General features: G+C 36.9%; 15 protein-coding genes. 10 read left to right on the forward strand and 5 right to left on the reverse strand.

Translation table 11 applies throughout. The annotated features are described in order from the left end of the window. Positions 1–75 precede the first annotated feature (75 nt). Positions 76–414 carry a hypothetical protein gene (locus A0F92_RS05720; protein WP_068242669.1) on the reverse strand — a complete coding sequence of 113 codons (339 nt, stop codon included), beginning with the start codon at positions 412–414 and terminating at the stop codon, positions 76–78. A 167-nt stretch (positions 415–581) separates the two neighbouring features. Continuing rightward, positions 582–908 carry a hypothetical protein gene (locus tag A0F92_RS05725; RefSeq protein WP_068242672.1) on the reverse strand — a complete coding sequence of 109 codons (327 nt, stop codon included), beginning with the start codon at positions 906–908 and terminating at the stop codon, positions 582–584. Positions 909–1,739: 831 nt separating this feature from the next. Here A0F92_RS05725 and A0F92_RS05730 point away from each other — a divergent pair. Then, the gene (locus A0F92_RS05730) at positions 1,740–3,929 is read left to right on the forward strand and encodes a glutamine synthetase III family protein (protein ID WP_068242675.1); all 2,190 of its coding nucleotides are present in this window, start codon (positions 1,740–1,742) and stop codon (positions 3,927–3,929) included. A 174-nt stretch (positions 3,930–4,103) separates the two neighbouring features. Beyond that, positions 4,104–4,481: a hypothetical protein gene (locus A0F92_RS05735; RefSeq protein ID WP_068242678.1), complete on the forward strand. Its 378-nt coding sequence runs from the start codon at positions 4,104–4,106 to the stop codon at positions 4,479–4,481. A 118-nt stretch (positions 4,482–4,599) separates the two neighbouring features. Here A0F92_RS05735 and accC read toward each other — a convergent pair whose 3' ends face one another. The 3 genes from accC to efp form a co-directional block, all read right to left on the reverse strand. Further along, complete coding sequence (accC, locus tag A0F92_RS05740) at positions 4,600–5,937, reverse strand: acetyl-CoA carboxylase biotin carboxylase subunit (protein ID WP_068242681.1); 1,338 nt, start codon at positions 5,935–5,937, stop codon at positions 4,600–4,602. A 170-nt stretch (positions 5,938–6,107) separates the two neighbouring features. Next, positions 6,108–6,593 carry an acetyl-CoA carboxylase biotin carboxyl carrier protein gene (gene accB, locus A0F92_RS05745; protein WP_068242683.1) on the reverse strand — a complete coding sequence of 162 codons (486 nt, stop codon included), beginning with the start codon at positions 6,591–6,593 and terminating at the stop codon, positions 6,108–6,110. Between the two features lie 177 nt (positions 6,594–6,770). After that, positions 6,771–7,337 (reverse strand): elongation factor P, encoded by a 567-nt coding sequence (gene efp / locus A0F92_RS05750; protein ID WP_068242686.1) that lies wholly within the window; start codon positions 7,335–7,337, stop codon positions 6,771–6,773. 194 nt (positions 7,338–7,531) lie between these two features. Between efp and sucD the strand changes: the two genes are divergently transcribed. The 8 genes from sucD (at position 7,532) to A0F92_RS05790 (ending at position 17,639) form a co-directional block, all read left to right on the forward strand. Then, the gene (sucD, locus tag A0F92_RS05755; RefSeq protein WP_068242689.1) at positions 7,532–8,404 is read left to right on the forward strand and encodes a succinate--CoA ligase subunit alpha; all 873 of its coding nucleotides are present in this window, start codon (positions 7,532–7,534) and stop codon (positions 8,402–8,404) included. Positions 8,405–8,519: 115 nt separating this feature from the next. After that, entirely contained in the window at positions 8,520–10,637 is a 2,118-nt protein-coding gene (locus A0F92_RS05760; RefSeq protein ID WP_068242692.1) for an alpha-2-macroglobulin family protein, read from the forward strand. 35 nt (positions 10,638–10,672) lie between these two features. Next, on the forward strand, positions 10,673–11,728 hold the full coding sequence (locus A0F92_RS05765; protein ID WP_068242695.1) for an NAD(P)/FAD-dependent oxidoreductase: 1,056 nt from the start codon (positions 10,673–10,675) through the stop codon (positions 11,726–11,728). Between the two features lie 57 nt (positions 11,729–11,785). After that, complete coding sequence (locus tag A0F92_RS05770) at positions 11,786–12,253, forward strand: hypothetical protein (RefSeq protein ID WP_253810209.1); 468 nt, start codon at positions 11,786–11,788, stop codon at positions 12,251–12,253. A gap of 275 nt (positions 12,254–12,528) precedes the next feature. After that, positions 12,529–14,355, forward strand: a complete 1,827-nt coding sequence (gene aspS, locus A0F92_RS05775) for an aspartate--tRNA ligase (protein WP_068242697.1) — start codon at positions 12,529–12,531, stop codon at positions 14,353–14,355. A 57-nt stretch (positions 14,356–14,412) separates the two neighbouring features. Continuing rightward, on the forward strand, positions 14,413–14,925 hold the full coding sequence (locus A0F92_RS05780; RefSeq protein ID WP_068242700.1) for a hypothetical protein: 513 nt from the start codon (positions 14,413–14,415) through the stop codon (positions 14,923–14,925). A gap of 45 nt (positions 14,926–14,970) precedes the next feature. Beyond that, positions 14,971–16,236 carry a replication-associated recombination protein A gene (locus A0F92_RS05785; RefSeq protein WP_068242703.1) on the forward strand — a complete coding sequence of 422 codons (1,266 nt, stop codon included), beginning with the start codon at positions 14,971–14,973 and terminating at the stop codon, positions 16,234–16,236. Between the two features lie 47 nt (positions 16,237–16,283). Further along, positions 16,284–17,639: a M20/M25/M40 family metallo-hydrolase gene (locus A0F92_RS05790; protein WP_068242706.1), complete on the forward strand. Its 1,356-nt coding sequence runs from the start codon at positions 16,284–16,286 to the stop codon at positions 17,637–17,639. Positions 17,640–17,797 lie beyond the last annotated feature (158 nt).

Below are 17,797 nucleotides of genomic sequence, written 5' to 3' on the forward strand. Positions count from 1 at the left end.
AATAAAGAGCCGGTTGCCAGCAATTGAAAAACTGCTGCAAGGCACAACAAATTGAGAAATGATTCTATAAATAACTTATGCTGTATGCGAAGTAATTTGCTGATAGGCTTCAATTAATTCAACATCATTTGATTCACTGCGCAGTTCATCAGATAGTAATGGAACCAATTGATGCAAATACCTTTCATTACTGCTTTTACCCGAAATGGTGTCTAACCAAAACATCTTCTTCATATACCTGCTTTTCAGCATGGTATAACTCCATACAATACTTTCTGATTCTGAAGACAGGCCATTTTTGGCAATGTCAATTTTTTGTTGAATCAATTTTTCTGAGAGTTTTACAACTAAACTCGCCAATCTAATTTTGGGAGAATAAGGATGCTGTCTGAACCATGGTTTAATTAAATACATAGCTTTTGGTTTTTGCGGATGGATTTGGATAAAAAATTGAACATTTGAAAACTTAACTTACGTTCACACTCTGTAATTTACAATTTTTTTTCACAAACAAAAATGATTTACTTCTCTTTTAATTAAGTTATCATCCTATCAATAACCAAGCCAAAATGTTAAAATTGTTAAAAAGCTACTCTGCTGAATTGTTCAACTAACTCATCATCAGACAAATAGGGATTTAGTTCCTCTATAATGTAGGGAACTAATTTTTGAATATAGCGTTCATTGCTACTGCATGGAGATAGATCTGTCCAAAAGCCTTTGTACATAAATCGACTTTTTAACATACTATAATTCCAAATAATGCTATCTGAAGCAGCAGCCATGTCTCCAACCGGAAACTCGTATTTTTGTTGAATAATTTGTTCAGTAATTGTTAAAACTAATTTAGCAAACCTAATTTTTTTACAAAATTTTTCTTGTTTAAACCAGGGTTGTAAATACAACATAAAAGAGACAGTTTTAAATTTACAAATATTGCAGCAGAATTTAAAATTTTACACAAAACCAATGCCAATGTTAAAGTATTTGAAATTGAATTATTATTAAAATAAAAATTAATTTTAAGCTACCACATTAACCATTTCATTCGTATTACAGACCCCTCTAGGAAGAAGTATCCGGAAATTAAAATAGTTCAGCAATTCAATATCGAATTGAAAAACATTTACACCAAAAAATAGAAAATATTGGTAAAAATATATTTGTAATACTATTAATAACGCCTAAATATTTTATTTATTGCACCGAATAGTTTGCTTTGCGCAGAACCATAAACTATTTATGTTTATGTTGTGGATATTTTTTATAAAACAGACCTGTAACAGAACATTTTAAAAATTAAATTATTTAAGGCAACAAACTAACTGGATTTTCTATTTTTCATGATTTAGCTACTATTAAAGTTTAAACGTATCTAGCAAATACAAAAAAAATCATTTGCAACTTGGAGCTTGCCAATTAGATTTAGTGTTGTTTTGAAAAAATTTCCAAAGGAAGGCCGGGATAATTATTGGAGAAAATGTATGAAATTCAGTTGAATGGGCTTTCTTATTTATTATTACCCTTTAAAAATCAAAGGAGAGAATAACTGATGTAACTAAAATAATAGTGCCATTCCTATAAACTGCCAAAGCCCTATAGCAGATTCAACTATACATTAATAGTAAACAAATGTTTGCATTTTTAGCTATTTAATCAAAATTTTATAGCCTAATTCTAAATATTTTGCATTATTTCTAAAAAATTGCTTTTATTTTGTAGCTCAAAATCAAAAAAATATGTCATTACGATTTCAGGCAATCAACAACCTTTCTAATCAGCCTGCCGATTTAGCGGTAGCAACCAGCAAAATTTCAGCAATTTTTGGCGAGAATGTGTTTACTTTAAAAACCGCCAGAGAATATTTGAGTGATGATGCATATAAAAGTCTTTTAGGCAGTATTAAAGGCGGCAAAAAAATAGACCGTGCTGTTGCGGCTTCCATTGCCAACGGAATGCGTGCATGGGCCGAAAGCAAAGGTGTTACACACTTTACACACTGGTTTCAACCCTTAACCGGTACTACTGCCGAAAAGCATGATAGCTTTTTTACTTTAAAAGGAGATGGTACTGCTTTGGAACAATTTGACGGAGATGCACTGATTCAACAGGAACCGGACGCTTCTTCTTTCCCAAGTGGCGGTTTAAGGGCTACATTTGAAGCACGTGGATATACTGCCTGGGATCCTTCCTCTCCGGCTTTTATTATAGAAATTGGCCAGGGAAAAACTTTATGTATTCCTACCATCTTTGTTTCCTATACAGGGGAATCTTTGGATTATAAAGCGCCTTTATTAAAAGCCTTAGAATCTTTAAATAAAGCCGCAGTAGATGTATGCAATTATTTTGATAAAAATGTAACCAAAGTAACCGCCACTTTGGGCTGGGAACAGGAATATTTTGTGATTGATGAACGCCTTGCCAATGCACGTCCTGACCTGGTTCAATGCGGACGCACCGTATTTGGAGCTCCCCCGGCAAAAGGACAGCAATTAGAAGACCATTATTTTGGCTCTATTCCGGAAAGAGTATACCATTTCATGCGCGACTTTGAAAATGAGTGTTATAAATTGGGTATTCCTTTAAAAACCAGACACAATGAAGTAGCCCCCTCGCAATTTGAAGTAGCCCCTATTTTTGAAGAAGTTAGTGTAGCAGTAGATCACAATGCTTTATTGATGGATATTATGGATCGTGTTGCACGCCGCCATAAATTAAGAGTATTGATTCATGAAAAACCATTTGCAGGTATTAATGGAAACGGCAAACACAATAACTGGAGTATGGCTACCGATACCGGGGTAAACTTATTATCGCCCGGCAAAACGCCCAAAACCAATTTAATGTTCTTAACCTTTTTTGTGAATACCATTAAAGCTGTTCACGATTACTCAGATTTATTAAGGTCTTCCATTGCATCCGCTGGTAATGATCACCGTTTAGGCGCTAACGAGGCCCCTCCTGCTATCATTTCTGTGTTTGTTGGACAATATTTGGCCAAAGTATTGAATGAAATTGAAACCCGTGTTAGCGATAAATTTGACGAACAGGATGAAGCTATTCTAAAATTAGACATACACAGGTCTATTCCTGAATTGATGTTAGATAATACTGACAGAAACCGAACATCCCCCTTTGCCTTTACCGGTAATAAATTTGAATTTAGAGCAGTTGGTTCTTCTGCAAACTGCGCCAACCCTATGACGGTTTTAAATGTAATTATGGCTGAAACACTCCAACAATTCAAAAAGGATGTAGATGCATTAATTGAGAAAGGCGATAAAAAAGAAATTGCCATTATGCAAACCATTCAAAAATACATTGTTGAAAGCAAAAAAGTATTATTTGAAGGTGATGGTTACAGTGAAGCCTGGCACCACGAAGCAGAACGTAGAGGATTACCAAATGTGCCCACTACACCTTTAGCGCTTGATGCCATGGTTACAAAAAAAGCTAAAGAATTATTTGAGAAGAACAATGTATTTTCTGTTGCAGAATTAGAAGCCAGACATGAAATAGAACTGGAAAAGTATATCAAGAAAGTGCAAATAGAAGCCAGAATTATGGGCGATTTGGCGCTAAATCATATTATACCCACTGCCATTAAATATCAAAATGAACTGATTCAGAATATTACCGGTTTAAAAGCAGCAGGTATACCGGAAAGCCAATATAAAAGCCAGTTAGAAATTTTGAATAAAGTGAGTGAACATATACAAGTGGTATATGAAAAAGTGCATGCTTTGGTTGAAGCCAGAAAAGTTGCGAATAATATTGAAAATACAAGAACCAAAGCTATTGCTTATTGTACACAGGTGAAGGAAACGTATTTTGATGTAATCAGATACCATGTTGATAAATTAGAAGCTTTGGTAGATGATGAACACTGGAGTTTACCCAAATACCGTGAGTTGTTATTTTTAAGATAAAGCCTAAATTAATCCAAATTTTAACCCCAAAGGCCCTGTTCATTTTTTTGTTCAGGGCTTTTGAATTTAACCGCATTTTTATTCATTTCGCCGAATAGAATAATAATGTAATAAACCCTGTTGTAGCTTTAAGGTGGTAATAAACAAATATTAAAAACAAATAAACAAAATTGTATGAAAAAAATTTTTATTACACTAATTATTTTTACCGTTGGTTTTGCAGGTAAAAGTATGGCCCAGCGGATAGGCGGTAATTTTGATCCGGCACAAATGAAAGCCCGTCAGTTAGAGCAACTGAAAGACTCCAACTTACATTTAACCGATGTTCAGGCTGATTCGGTTGTTTCCATTAATATGGACATGATGCAGCAAATGCGTGGCATGCGTGATTTAAGTCGGGATGAAAGAATGGCCAAAATGAAAGCATTGAATGATTTACGAATGAAACGCTGGACTGCCGCTTTAAAAAACGATCCGGCACTTGCACAAAAAGTAGCAGATTTTTATGAACAGCAACGCAAACAACGGATGCAAAACCGAAACCAACAATAATGCAACAGAATAAAAAATGATATTATTACCCCCGCTTATTTTAGATATATTTCAAAAAAACCCTCTAAAAAGTTTAATCTTCCAGAGGGTTTTTATTTTTCATTCAGGCAAATCTTTTTTATTGCAATTTAAATGTTTCTAAAAACTTAGTTGTAAAGTTGCCACTCCTGAAATCTTCATTCTTCATTAATTGCAAATGAAAAGGAATGGTAGTTTTTACACCCTCAATTACATACTCACTTAAAGCCCTGTACATAGTATCAATGGCTTCTTCACGGGTTTGTGCAACGGTAATTAATTTACCAATCATAGAATCATAATAGGGTGGAATTACATATCCGGCATATACATGGCTATCCACCCGAACCCCGTGCCCACCTGGTGTATGTAAGGTAGTAATTTTTCCGGGCGATGGTCTGAAATCATTGTAGGGATCTTCTGCATTGATTCTGCACTCAATAGCATGCATTTGCGGAAAATAGTTTTTCCCAGAAATCCGTTCACCCAATGCAATCTTGATTTGTTCTTTAATTAAATCGTGATTAATTACTTCTTCCGTTACACAATGCTCTACCTGAATACGGGTATTCATTTCCATGAAGTAAAAATTGCGGTGTTTGTCTACCAAAAACTCAATGGTACCAACGCTTTCATAATTAATGGCTGAAGCAGCTTTAATAGCTGCAGCACCCATCGTTTCACGCAATTCGGGAGTCATGAAGGGTGATGGAGATTCTTCTATTAACTTTTGGTGCCTTCTTTGAATGGAGCAATCTCTCTCACTTAAATGGCAAACATTTCCATACTGATCACCGGCTATCTGAATTTCAATATGGCGGGGTTCTTCTACAAATTTTTCCATATATACCCCATCATTTTTAAAAGAAGCACCTGCCTCGGCTTTAGCTGTATTAAAGGCTCTTTCCATTTCGCTTTCATGCCATACTTCACGCATACCTTTTCCACCACCACCTGCAGTTGCTTTTAAAATTACAGGATAGCCAATTTCTTTTGCCAATACTTTTGCTTGCTCTACACTTTCTAATAAACCGCCACTACCCGGAACTACAGGTACGCCAGCTTTAATCATAGTTTCTTTGGCAGTAATTTTATCGCCCATTGCATTAATCATTTCCGGAGTTGGCCCAATGAACTTAATGCCATGATCGGCACATATTTGAGAGAATTTTGCATTTTCTGCTAGAAACCCATATCCGGGGTGAATGGCATCTGCATTGGTAATTTCAGCAGCAGCCATTATATGGGGTATATTTAAATACGATTCAGAGCCTGCAGGTTTTCCAATACAAACGGCTTCATCGGCAAATCGAACGTGCAAACTGTCTTTATCAGCAGTTGAATAAACGGCTACAGTTTTAATACCCATTTCTCTACAGGTTCTAATAACTCTTAAAGCAATTTCACCCCTGTTTGCGATTAGTATTTTTTTAAACATTTTTTTTAAGTTGTACTGTTGAAAACAAATAAAATAATTGAACTACACTAATAGAACTGATTTTCAATGGATGAATTTCAGTAATTGATAGGATGTGCAGCTTTTGTAATTGAACAGATCAAAAACTTGGCTACATCAATACATCAACAATGATTTGGTAATAATAATGCTTAGTTAGGTTCTACCAAAAATAATGGTTGATCATATTCTACAGGAGTACTGTCTTCCACTAACACTTTAACTATAGTACCTTTCACTTCACTTTCTATTTCATTAAATAATTTCATTGCTTCGATGATACATACCACGGTACCTACTTCAACTTCGCTTCCCACTTCTACAAAATTGGGTTTACCGGGTGCTGATTTTCGATAAAAAGTACCAATCATTGGGCTTTTGATAGTTAATAACTTACTTTCTTCAGTAGGCTTTGGAGTTGCAGGTGCAGCAGTGGGTGCAGGGGCTGGAGCTGATGCTACTGTGGGGGCAGCAGGCGGGGCAACATTGTATACTTGCTGTGGCGGTGCCGACATCGTAATTACCTGTTCTTCTTTTTGCTTGATGGTTACTTTACCATCTTTGTCTTCAATACTTATTTCTCCGATGTTGCTTTTATTAATAATCTTAATGAGTTCGTGAATTTGCTTTAAGTCCATAGTGCATGTTTTTTGCTTAAAAAAGGGTTTTTTTAACTAAAAGTGGGGCAAAATAGCTAATTTTTGTTCAAATTAAGTCATTTTTTGGAATTTGATTTTTTTTCCTGTTCCAAACAAACCTTGTATAATAAAAAATAGCCCCGCAATTTGCGAAGCTATTTTCATTGTAACGTGAATTTATTCTTTTACGCGTTCAATATAATCACCGGTTTTAGTATTCACTCTTATGAGTTCACCTTCTTCTACAAACAACGGTACATTCACAGTTGCACCGGTTTCAATGGTTGCAGCCTTTAGTGCACGGGTAGCGGTATCGCCTCTTAATCCGGGTTCGCAATACGTAATTTTTACAACAATTTTCTCCGGCAATTCTGCACCAATTGGTGTTTCTGTTTCGGTATTGATGTAAACAAATACTTCTGAACCATCCTTCAAAAACTGAGGTGCATCAATCATTTCTTCTGAAAGGCTAATTTGCTCAAAAGTTTCATTATTCATTAAATTATAACCACTATCATCTTTATACAAAAACTGAAAAGCTTTTTTTTCTACCCGAACAGGAAAAATATTTTCACCACTATTCCAGGTTTTTTCAATGGTACGTTTATTATCTACACCTTTTAATTTTGCCCAAACTTTTGCAGCGGCACGTGCTGTTTTATTCTCTCCAAAATCAACAACACTGTAAAGGCTTCCGTCTAATTTAATGATTAAGCCGCGGCTGATGTCTGCTGTAGTTGCCATTATTCAATAATTTAAATAAAATTTAATTAAGGTTGCAAATGTAGGGATTGCTTGGAAAAATACACAAAACTAACCATGAATCATCCTGGTGATTTTTTATTTGCCAAAGTTTTCATGTAATTCATAAACCGGCATCATCTTATTGGGGCATAATTCATTATTTTTGCACATCTTTTTAATTTCAATTTTTTATTATGTCTGTATTAGTAAATAAAAGTTCCAGAGTTTTGGTACAAGGATTCACAGGAACGGAAGGCACTTTTCATGCCACGCAAATGATTGAATATGGCACCAAGGTTGTTGGTGGTGTAACACCCAATAAAGGCGGTACCAGCCATTTAGACAGGCCTGTTTTTAATACGGTAGCCGATGCTGTAAAAGCAACCCAGGCCAATGTAAGCATCATTTTTGTTCCTCCTGCCTTTGCTGCTGATGCCATCTTGGAAGCAACTGAAGCAGGTATTGAACTGGTGGTTTGTATTACAGAAGGAATTCCCGTACAAGATATGGTGAAAGTAAAAAATTACTTACAAGGTACAAATACCCGCTTAATAGGACCCAATTGCCCAGGTGTGATCACAGCAGGCGAAGCAAAAATTGGCATTATGCCCGGCTTTATTTTTAAACCCGGTAAAATAGGCATCGTTTCAAAATCAGGCACTTTAACTTATGAAGCGGCTGACCAAATTGTAAAAGCAGGTTTAGGTATCAGCACTGCCATTGGTATTGGTGGCGACCCCATTATCGGCACCCCAACTGTTGAAGCAGTAAAACTTTTAATGAATGATCCTAAAACAGAAGGCATTGTAATGATCGGTGAAATTGGCGGTAGTATGGAAGCTGATGCTGCCCGTTGGATTAAAGAGAATGCAACCAAACCTGTAGTAGGCTTTATTGCCGGACAAACCGCACCTCCCGGTAGAAGAATGGGACACGCAGGTGCCATTATTGGCGGCGCAGAAGATACTGCTGCTGCAAAAATGAAAATTATGGCCGACTGTGGTATTCATGTAGTAGCCAGCCCTGCAGATATTGGCAAAACCATGGCTGCTGTTCTGAAAAAATAATACAATAGTAATCTATAGAATGAATCCTGCTTATGGCAGGATTTTTTATTGCCCTATCATGAATGAACTCATGTTTGCAAGCCCATTCTTAATTTTTTATCACTAATATTGTTACATGCACTTAAAAAAAACGGCAGTAATTATTTTTTTATTTTGTAGCCTTTTAGTCTTTACACAAGTAGAATCAAAAACCAATTTCAATACGCGGAATGGAATAGAAATTCATTTAAAAACACCTGCTTTTTTAAGAGAGGGCGATTTGGTATATCTAACCGTAAACATTCACAATAAAACCAATGCCGAATTAACCGGACAAATGCAATTACAACTTACAGATGCAGCAACAGGAGATCCGGTAGATGGCTGGTTTGTCAACACCTTTCCGGTACAGTATTTTACTGCATCCCAAAAAGATAGTGTTGCTATCAATTTTCCAATTCAGGTTCCATACGGATTCAATCAACCTATACTACTTTCTGTAAAAGCAGTATCCGGTAATTGTACAGATAGTGCCAAAAACACAATCCCTATTTTCCCGAACCGTGCCATCATTCATAAAAACTTTTCATGCACATTTCATACAGGCAATGGCAATTCTATTTATTTGAAAGATTTGAACAATGCCAATGAAGAAAGTATTTCCAACAAATCATTTACAGCAATTATTGCAACACAACCAATATGGCAGGCCATAGAAGCCCTGAAAAAATTGCAATTTGCAAACAGAAACAATCCAATGTCAGTCGTATCACAATTCTTTTCCCAACAACTTTTACGAAATTATCAAGCATTACCTGCCTGTTTATCATTATTGCCCTCGCCTGTTTTTACGGCATCAAATAACACCCAGCCCACTTCTAAATTCAATTTCTTTCATTTAAGTAGTAATGCACCACAAAAAGAATTGCAAGATGAAAATGCTATTGAAAGTTTAAAAAAATTACAACAAAGTAATGGCAGTTTTGCAACAGGTTTGAATAAAGAAGCCAATGCACTGCTTACAGCAAAAATTATTACCATCTTAAGTAAGGTATATATAAACCATCAAACTGACAGTGCTACCAAAGCAGCATTATTTCCTTTGATGCAACAGGGATTGTTGTTTGTTCAAAAATCACTATCCAACACAATAGCACCTGATTTAACAACTACAACATTACTTTACTGCTATAGTAAAAGCCTGTTGAAAAATTGGCTGGTTACCTGCCCTTCAAATACTATTCTTTTCAACAGCTTAAAAAAACATGCTACTCAATACACACTGGCTAATCAGGCATTAATGGGAGCCATATTACAACAATATAACGATACCGGATTGCTGTATAAAACCATACTGCAAACCATTCAACAGAGCGTTATTACAAGTGCAAACAATGCAACTGCAAGCTGGCCATCGGGAACAAAAGATATTTTTTCACCCAATGCGTTTGACACGCAAATTCAGATCATTCAGTTTTTACAAAATGCAGACGTGCACCAATATCCATTTATCAAAACCGTTTTACCCAAAGCCTTACACACATTGGCTTTGCAGATACAACACAATAATATTGCCGAAAGCTGGTTAATAGCGCAGGCAGGTGCTTTAATATTGCAGGAAAGAATATTGTTAAATCCTCCTGCTACTCTTACACTGGGGAATCATGTTTTTTCAATTGAAAAAAATTGTAACGTTCGTATTTCCGGCAATAGCATAGACTCAACTCTGGCCCATATTACTATTCAAACCTCACAAACCGAAACCTCAATCTTTTATGGCAATATTCAATGGCAATATTTGCAGGATGTTGCTGCAATTCCTGCTACCCATCAATCATGGAAGCTGAGTAAAAAACTTTTTGTACAAAAAACATTCAACCACCAAACACAATTACAGCTTTTATCAGAAAATGAACCACTTGCCATTGGCGATACAATTATGATTCAACTCTCCATTCAAAATACATTACCTTCAGTTAAGGTAGTTACCATTACAGATAATTATTCTGCTTGTATGCAAATCATTGCCCATCCTCGCCAATCAACTGTTCTTGTAGCTGAACAAACCAACCTTTCTGGCCATCATTTTTTCATTGCTTCCCTACCTAAAGGAAAAACTAATCTGCAATATTTTGCTGTCATTACACAACCCGGACGATTTTCATCGGGCATTGCAAGTATCGCAGCCGAACTTCAGGAATACAAAAGCTATGCGCCTTCAATACAAATCAATGTTTCAAAAAAAACAAATTAGCCTCATCCGGTTCATTTTATTTATATTTTTGAAAAATGGAAGTGGATTATTTAATTGTTGGGCAAGGCATTGCAGGCACTATGCTCAGTTATTATTTATTACAACAAAGCAATACCGTTACTATTATTGATAATTACAATCCGTCATCTGCTTCTAATATTGCCAGCGGTGTAATAAATCCTATTACAGGCAGAAGATTTGTAAGAACCTGGATGATTGAAACGCTTATGCCATTTGCAGTAAACGCCTATCGGGCATTAGAAAAAGAATTGAATATTTCGTTGATACAACAAACCAATTTACTCGATTTTCATTCCACGCCACAAATGCAGTTGGCATTTACAAATCAATTACCCACCGAAACTGAATATTTACGTGTTCCAGAAAATTCGCTTCAATGGAAAAAATATTTTAACTACCCATTCGGTGTTGGCGAAACCCATCCTACCTGGTTGGTGAACCTGCAACTGCTCATTCAAACCTGGCGGAAAAAATTAAGTACACAGCAATTACTGATTGCAGAACATTTTAGCATAGAGGCATTACAAATCCATCCCTCTTATATTCAATATCAGGGTATCCAAGCAAAAGCTATTATTTTTTGTAATGGTACCCAGGCTGTCAATTTACCTTATTTTCAAAAACTTCCTTTTGCACCCAATAAAGGAGAAGCATTGATTTTAGCAATACAACAATTACCAAGGCAACACATTTATAAACAGGGACTTAGTCTGGTACCCTGGCAAAGCAACCTGTGGTGGGCAGGGTCTTCGTATGAATGGAGTTATGAACACGCTAATCCAACAGAAATTTTTCGTCAAAAAACCCTGCAACAATTACAGCAATGGCTACAATTGCCTTTTGAAATAAAGGCACATGTTGCTGCTGAGCGGCCTGCCACACTGGAACGAAGACCTTTTATAGGAATGCACCCCTATTTTCCGCAAATTGGCATATTCAATGGATTGGGTACCAAAGGTTGTTCATTGGCACCTTATTTTGCTAAAGTATTCAGCGAACATTTAAAGTATGGTCAGCCACTTATACCGGAGGTGGCCATCCATCGTTTCCATAAAATTTTAGCTCCCTGATTTGTTCATAAAAAATTAATATTGCAGACTATTTGCTTAATTCATCAACCCAAACGAATGAAAGTGCCCCAACCTGCAATAATTGCCAATGGTTTAGCCAATCCAATGGATGCGAATATCAATACAATCACTTCCGAAAAACAATATAATATTCCATTAAAATACCGAAAAATGGAAAACCTGCACATTGTTTTCTGGCTGTTTAAAGACATTAGCTGGTGCATATTTTGGCGCCCGTTAGGCATTGCCATGATTTTTCCAACCCTGATTATTTCTATTGTTATTGCATATCGCACCCGGCAATTTATGTCAGAGCTATGCCATAATTTAGCCATTACGGTTTGGATTACCGCCAATTCCTATTGGATGATTAGCGAGTTTTTACATTTTGATGAAAAACTCGTTGCCCCCGGTATTACCTTCAAACATCTGGCCATGATTCCCTTTAGTATTGGTATTCTCATTTTGGCCTTCTACTATTTGTATTGGAAACCCAAACACAAAAATGCATTGGATAGTTTGTAAAACAGCAATAGCCGTACTTACACACAACATTATCGGCAAAAGGCCATACAACTAACGGCATAATTCTGCATCCATCAATCGCATTTCAGCTATATTTGCAGCCCATAAAGTTAGTTATGTTACCGGCTTTTGTAATAGGTTCAGCTTCGTTGCGCCGCACACTGCAGCACCTTCCTTACTACCCGGCAACCTTCTAACAGGGGTTACCCTTACAAAAAATAACCCATTTTAAAACATACTTTGGCAATATAAATACAAATATTAAAAAAATAATAATGTATAGAACGCATACCTGTGGAGAATTAAACAGCAACGATGTACAAAAAAATGTAACCCTGGCAGGCTGGGTGCAAACCATTCGGAAATTTGGCAGCATCACTTTTGTAGATATCAGAGACCGGTATGGCATTACGCAACTGCTTTTTAATGAAAGTTTGAACGATACTTTAGAAGCCAATCCTTTAGGCCGCGAATTTGTAATTCAGGCAAAAGGCATGGTGCATGAAAGAAGCAATAAAAACCCTCAATTAGCTACCGGCGATATTGAAGTAGTGGTGACTGAATTTAGCATTTTAAATAAATCGGCTGTACCACCTTTTACTATTCAGGATGATACCGATGGTGGTGATGATGTGCGCATGAAATACCGATTTCTCGACTTACGCAGAAATACTGTAAAGAAAAATTTAGTGCTTCGATACGAAGTGAGTCGTGCAACCCGTAACTACCTGCACGAACACGGTTTTATGGATATAGAAACGCCTTTCCTTATTAAATCTACCCCCGAAGGGGCCAGAGATTTTGTGGTACCCAGCCGCATGAATCCGGGACAATTTTATGCACTGCCGCAAAGCCCGCAAACATTTAAGCAATTGCTAATGGTAAGCGGTTACGACCGATACTACCAAATTGTAAAATGTTTTAGAGATGAAGATTTAAGAGCCGACCGCCAGCCCGAGTTTACACAAATAGATTGTGAAATGAGTTTTGTGGAACAGGAAGATATTTTAAACATGTTTGAAGGGTTGGTGAAACACATTTTTAAAGCAGTAAAAAATATTGACTATACAGCACCGGTTGAACGCATGTCGTGGGAAGAAGCGATGTGGCAATTTGGAAACGACAAACCCGATATTCGTTTTAATATGCCCCTGTGTAATATTAAATTTCCGGCACATGCATTTCCCGGTAAACAAAATCAGGCATATCTTATTAATGGTGCCGATTTTAAAGTGTTTGATGAAGCCGAAACCGTTATTGCCATTGCCATTCCGGGCTGTAGTGAATATACCCGCAAACAAACCGACGAATTAACCGAATGGATAAAAAGACCACAAATTGGCATGAAAGGCTTGGCATTTATTAAGTACAATACCGATGGAACACTCAAAAGCAGTGTAGATAAGTTTTACAGCGAGGATAAGCTAAAAGCCATTGCAGCCGCAGCCAATGCACAACCCGGCGATTTAATTGTATTATTAGCCGGAACAGAAGAAAAAACACGTAAGGCCATGAGCGAATTGAGGCTTGAAATGGCCAACCGTTTGGGCTTACGCAAAAAAGATGAATTTAAATTATTGTGGGTACTTGATTTTCCATTGTTTGAATATGATCCAGAAAACAACCGGTGGGTTGCCAGGCACCATCCTTTCACCTCGCCCAAACCGGAATACATTGAAACCATGATTCAACACTCGCCAGTTATTACTGATCCTGCAAAATATTTAGAACACCCCTATGCCAATATAAAAGCCAATGCCTACGATATGGTATTGAATGGCAATGAAATTGGCGGTGGTTCTGTTCGTATTTATCAACGCCAACTCCAGGAAAAAATGTTTGATGCACTGGGTATGGATGAAGCAGAACAACAACACAAATTTGGATTTTTACTCGGTGCATTTGAATATGGTGCACCACCACACGGCGGATTGGCATTTGGGTTCGATCGGCTTTGCGCCATTTTAGGCGGCAGCGAAAGTATCCGCGATTTTATTGCATTCCCCAAAAACAACAGCGGCAGAGATGTGATGTTAGATGCCCCCGGCCCTATTGATGAAAAACAATTTAAAGAGTTACAAATAAAACTGAACCTACAGTAACCGATTCAAATAACAACACCTCAGCAGTCTGAAAAATTGAAACAGTAAAAAATAAGTATGAAAATATTAAGTATTTATAGAATTCTTACCATCATTTTACTTCCCTTTGCTATCCTGTTTGGCTTTGAGAGTGTAATTTCCATTTTTGCCGGCATTGGCAATCCAACTGTTATGCTAAGTGCTGTGATATTGGCCTGTGTGGTAATTTATATTTTTGCCAGTGCTGTTTTTTTATACAAAGGCATCTTAAAAAACAGCCCTTGTAAAGCAACCTTGAAAGATTGGATTAAAATTAATGCTGTAATAGCTATTATCTTTTCAGTATTAGCCATTATATCTTGTGTTTCCATTTTATATTTCTTTTCCAACAAGGACATGTATGCCAAATTTTTAGCTGTATTAAACGAATCTAAACCAGCTAACTTGCCTGCCAACATCACTTCACCCGAATTAATGGCTGCCATGCACAATGCCATTTTAATTATGCTGCCTTTTTCTATTGTTTTATTTGTGCATATTTTAATCACCTACCAACTCATGAAAAAATATGCAGCTTTATTCTTAAAATAATTTTTTGTTGGCCATACCCTGAATATTTTTTTTTACTTTTCAGGCATGAACACAATGCCTCCTTTGGCGGAAAGAATGCGTCCAAAGTCTTTACAGGAATTATCCGGCCAACAGCACCTTACCGGAAAAGACAGTATTCTCAATAAAGCGCTGATACAAGGTTATATTCCTTCCATCATTTTATGGGGACCACCTGGCGTGGGTAAAACAACCTTAGCCAATATTATTGCTAATACTTTACAGGTACCTTACTTTCAACTCAGCGCCATAAGCAGCGGCGTAAAAGAAGTAAGAGAAGTCATTGAAACAGCCAGGCAAACCAAACGTGCCATTTTATTTATAGATGAAATTCATCGCTTCAACAAAGGCCAACAAGATGCATTATTAGGCGCTGTTGAACAAGGCATTATTACCTTAATTGGTGCAACAACCGAAAATCCTTCTTTCGAAGTTAATGCAGCTTTGCTGAGCCGTTGCCAGGTATATCTTTTAAAACCATTACAGGAAAATGATTTGTTGCAACTATTACAAACCGCTATTGAGAAAGATGCAATACTGCAAACCTACTCCATTCAATTAAAAGAAACCACTGTGCTATTGCAACTTTCCGGTGGTGATGCCCGAAAATTGCTCAATTTATTTGAACTGGTTATTCTATCCTCCAAAGAAAAAAATATTACAATCACCAACGAAATGGTAACAGCCATTGCCCAACAAAAAGTGGCGTTGTATGATAAAAATGGCGAGCAACACTATGATATTATATCTGCCTTTATTAAAAGCATGCGAGGAAGCGATCCGAATGCTGCTGTATACTGGCTGGCACGTATGATAGAAGGCGGGGAAGATGTAAAATTTATTGCCCGGCGTATGGTTATTTTTGCCAGTGAAGATATTGGCAACGCCAATCCCAATGCGTTATTATTAGCTAATGCAACTTTTGATGCCGTGAATAAAATTGGTTATCCTGAAAGCAGGATAATTTTAAGCCAGTGTGCCACGTATTTAGCAGGTTCACCAAAAAGTAATGCTGCATACGAAGCCATTAATAAAGCATTGCAAACAGCAAGAACTACCGGCGATCTTTCCGTTCCATTTCACATTCGCAATGCCCCTACTACTTTAATGAAAAATTTAGATTATGGAAAAAACTACCAATATCCGCATTTAGGTGAAGGTAATTTTTTGGATCAGGAATATTTGCCCAAAGAAATATCTGGCACAACGTTTTATTCACCCGGAAACAATGCCAGAGAAAATGAAATCAGAAAATTTTTAAAAGAACGCTGGAAAAACAAATACAATTACTAATCTTCAAAACCATCTTTCTATTTATCTTTAAACAATAAACAAATGCTATGAGAAAATTTTATTGCACCCTACTGCTTTTAGCAGTTAGCACTTCAGCTATTTACAGCCAAACCATTATTGACCGCGATCCTGAAATTGCAGCAATGGTAAAAGAAGTATCTGCCGATTCACTACACAGTTACATTAAAACTTTAGTAAACTTTGGCACACGCAATACGCTCAGCACACAAACCAATCCTAAAAGAGGTATTGGTGCTGCCAGAAAATGGGTATTACAAAAATTCAATGAATTTGCTGCTGCCAGTAACGGCCGTTTAACTGCTTTTATTGACACGGTTACGTATCAGCCGGATGGAAAAAGAGTAGATAGTACCATTATTTTAGGCAATGTAGTAGCTACTTTAAAAGGCACTGATCCGAACGACCATCGTATTTTTATCATCAGCGGGCATTTAGATAATATGCGCACCAATGTAATGGATCGGGTAAATGAAGCACCCGGTGCCAACGACGACGGCAGCGGTTCAGCAGCTGTAATTGAATGTGCCAGAATTATGAGCCGGCATACTTTTCCTGCTACTGTAATTTTTGTAACAGTGAGTGGAGAAGAGCAGGGTTTATTAGGTGCATACTATATGGCCAAAAAAGCCAAAAAAGAAGGCTGGGATATTGAAGCTGTGCTAAACAACGATATCATGGGCAGCAACAACAGCAGCGAAACCAACATTATTGACAATACAAGAATCAGAGTTTTTAGCGAAGGATTACCGGCTTATGAAACAGAAAAACAAGCCAAACGTATTCGGGCATTAGGTTTGGAAAACGACGGTAAGGCCCGTCAGTTAGCCCGTTATGTAAAAGAAATTGGCGAAAGATATGTAGACAATATTCAGGTGGTAATGATTTACAGAAACGACCGCTTTTTAAGAGGTGGCGACCATTTACCTTATGTTGAAAATGGGTTTGCAGCCGTAAGAATTACTGAAATGAACGAAAACTACTATCACCAGCATCAGGATGTAAGAAAAGAAAATGGCATTCAATATGGCGATTTGCCAGAATTTATGGACTATGAATACCTAAGAAAAAACACAGCCATTAACTTAGCCAACCTTGCAAATTTAGCCAAAGCACCTGCCATGCCACAAAATGTAACTGTAGAAGTAAAAAAATTAAGCAATTATACCAGCCTGCATTGGGATAAACCGGCAACAGGCAATGTAAAAGGATATTATATTTTAATGCGTGAAACGACCAGCGCTTTCTGGCAAAAGAAATTATTTACCACTGCTATCAATGCTGATTTGCCATATTCTAAGGACAATTATTTTTTTGCAGTACAATCAGTTGGTGAAGCTGGAAATGAGAGCCTGCCTGTTGTTCCGAGTATTGCAGGAAGATAATGATGGATGAAAACTGCCTTAGAATTGGTAATGCAAATTATACCGGTAGAGGCTAAGCCATCATTTTTTTTAAAAAAAGATAATAGTAAATGGTTGAAGAAACAGTAGCAGGTTAATCAATAAAGTTTTAATTAACTTTATTCCAATAACAAAGCTGC

This window comes from Hydrotalea flava, assembly GCF_001623405.1.
Classification (GTDB): Bacteria; Bacteroidota; Bacteroidia; order Chitinophagales; family Chitinophagaceae; genus Hydrotalea; species Hydrotalea flava.

Excerpts from the sequence above, each read along its gene's own strand:
- A0F92_RS05770 (WP_253810209.1), top strand. The coding sequence starts at position 11,786 with ATGAAAGTGCCCCAACCTGCAATAATTGCCAATGGTTTAGCCAATCCA.
- A0F92_RS05735 (WP_068242678.1), top strand. The coding sequence starts at position 4,104 with ATGAAAAAAATTTTTATTACACTAATTATTTTTACCGTTGGTTTTGCA.
- accB (WP_068242683.1), bottom strand. The coding sequence starts at position 6,593 with ATGGACTTAAAGCAAATTCACGAACTCATTAAGATTATTAATAAAAGC.
- sucD (WP_068242689.1), top strand. The coding sequence starts at position 7,532 with ATGTCTGTATTAGTAAATAAAAGTTCCAGAGTTTTGGTACAAGGATTC.
- A0F92_RS05765 (WP_068242695.1), top strand. The coding sequence starts at position 10,673 with ATGGAAGTGGATTATTTAATTGTTGGGCAAGGCATTGCAGGCACTATG.
- A0F92_RS05780 (WP_068242700.1), top strand. The coding sequence starts at position 14,413 with ATGAAAATATTAAGTATTTATAGAATTCTTACCATCATTTTACTTCCC.
- aspS (WP_068242697.1), top strand. The coding sequence starts at position 12,529 with ATGTATAGAACGCATACCTGTGGAGAATTAAACAGCAACGATGTACAA.
- efp (WP_068242686.1), bottom strand. The coding sequence starts at position 7,337 with ATGGCAACTACAGCAGACATCAGCCGCGGCTTAATCATTAAATTAGAC.
- accC (WP_068242681.1), bottom strand. The coding sequence starts at position 5,937 with ATGTTTAAAAAAATACTAATCGCAAACAGGGGTGAAATTGCTTTAAGA.
- A0F92_RS05760 (WP_068242692.1), top strand. The coding sequence starts at position 8,520 with ATGCACTTAAAAAAAACGGCAGTAATTATTTTTTTATTTTGTAGCCTT.
- A0F92_RS05720 (WP_068242669.1), bottom strand. The coding sequence starts at position 414 with ATGTATTTAATTAAACCATGGTTCAGACAGCATCCTTATTCTCCCAAA.
- A0F92_RS05790 (WP_068242706.1), top strand. The coding sequence starts at position 16,284 with ATGAGAAAATTTTATTGCACCCTACTGCTTTTAGCAGTTAGCACTTCA.
- A0F92_RS05785 (WP_068242703.1), top strand. The coding sequence starts at position 14,971 with ATGAACACAATGCCTCCTTTGGCGGAAAGAATGCGTCCAAAGTCTTTA.
- A0F92_RS05725 (WP_068242672.1), bottom strand. The coding sequence starts at position 908 with ATGTTGTATTTACAACCCTGGTTTAAACAAGAAAAATTTTGTAAAAAA.
- A0F92_RS05730 (WP_068242675.1), top strand. The coding sequence starts at position 1,740 with ATGTCATTACGATTTCAGGCAATCAACAACCTTTCTAATCAGCCTGCC.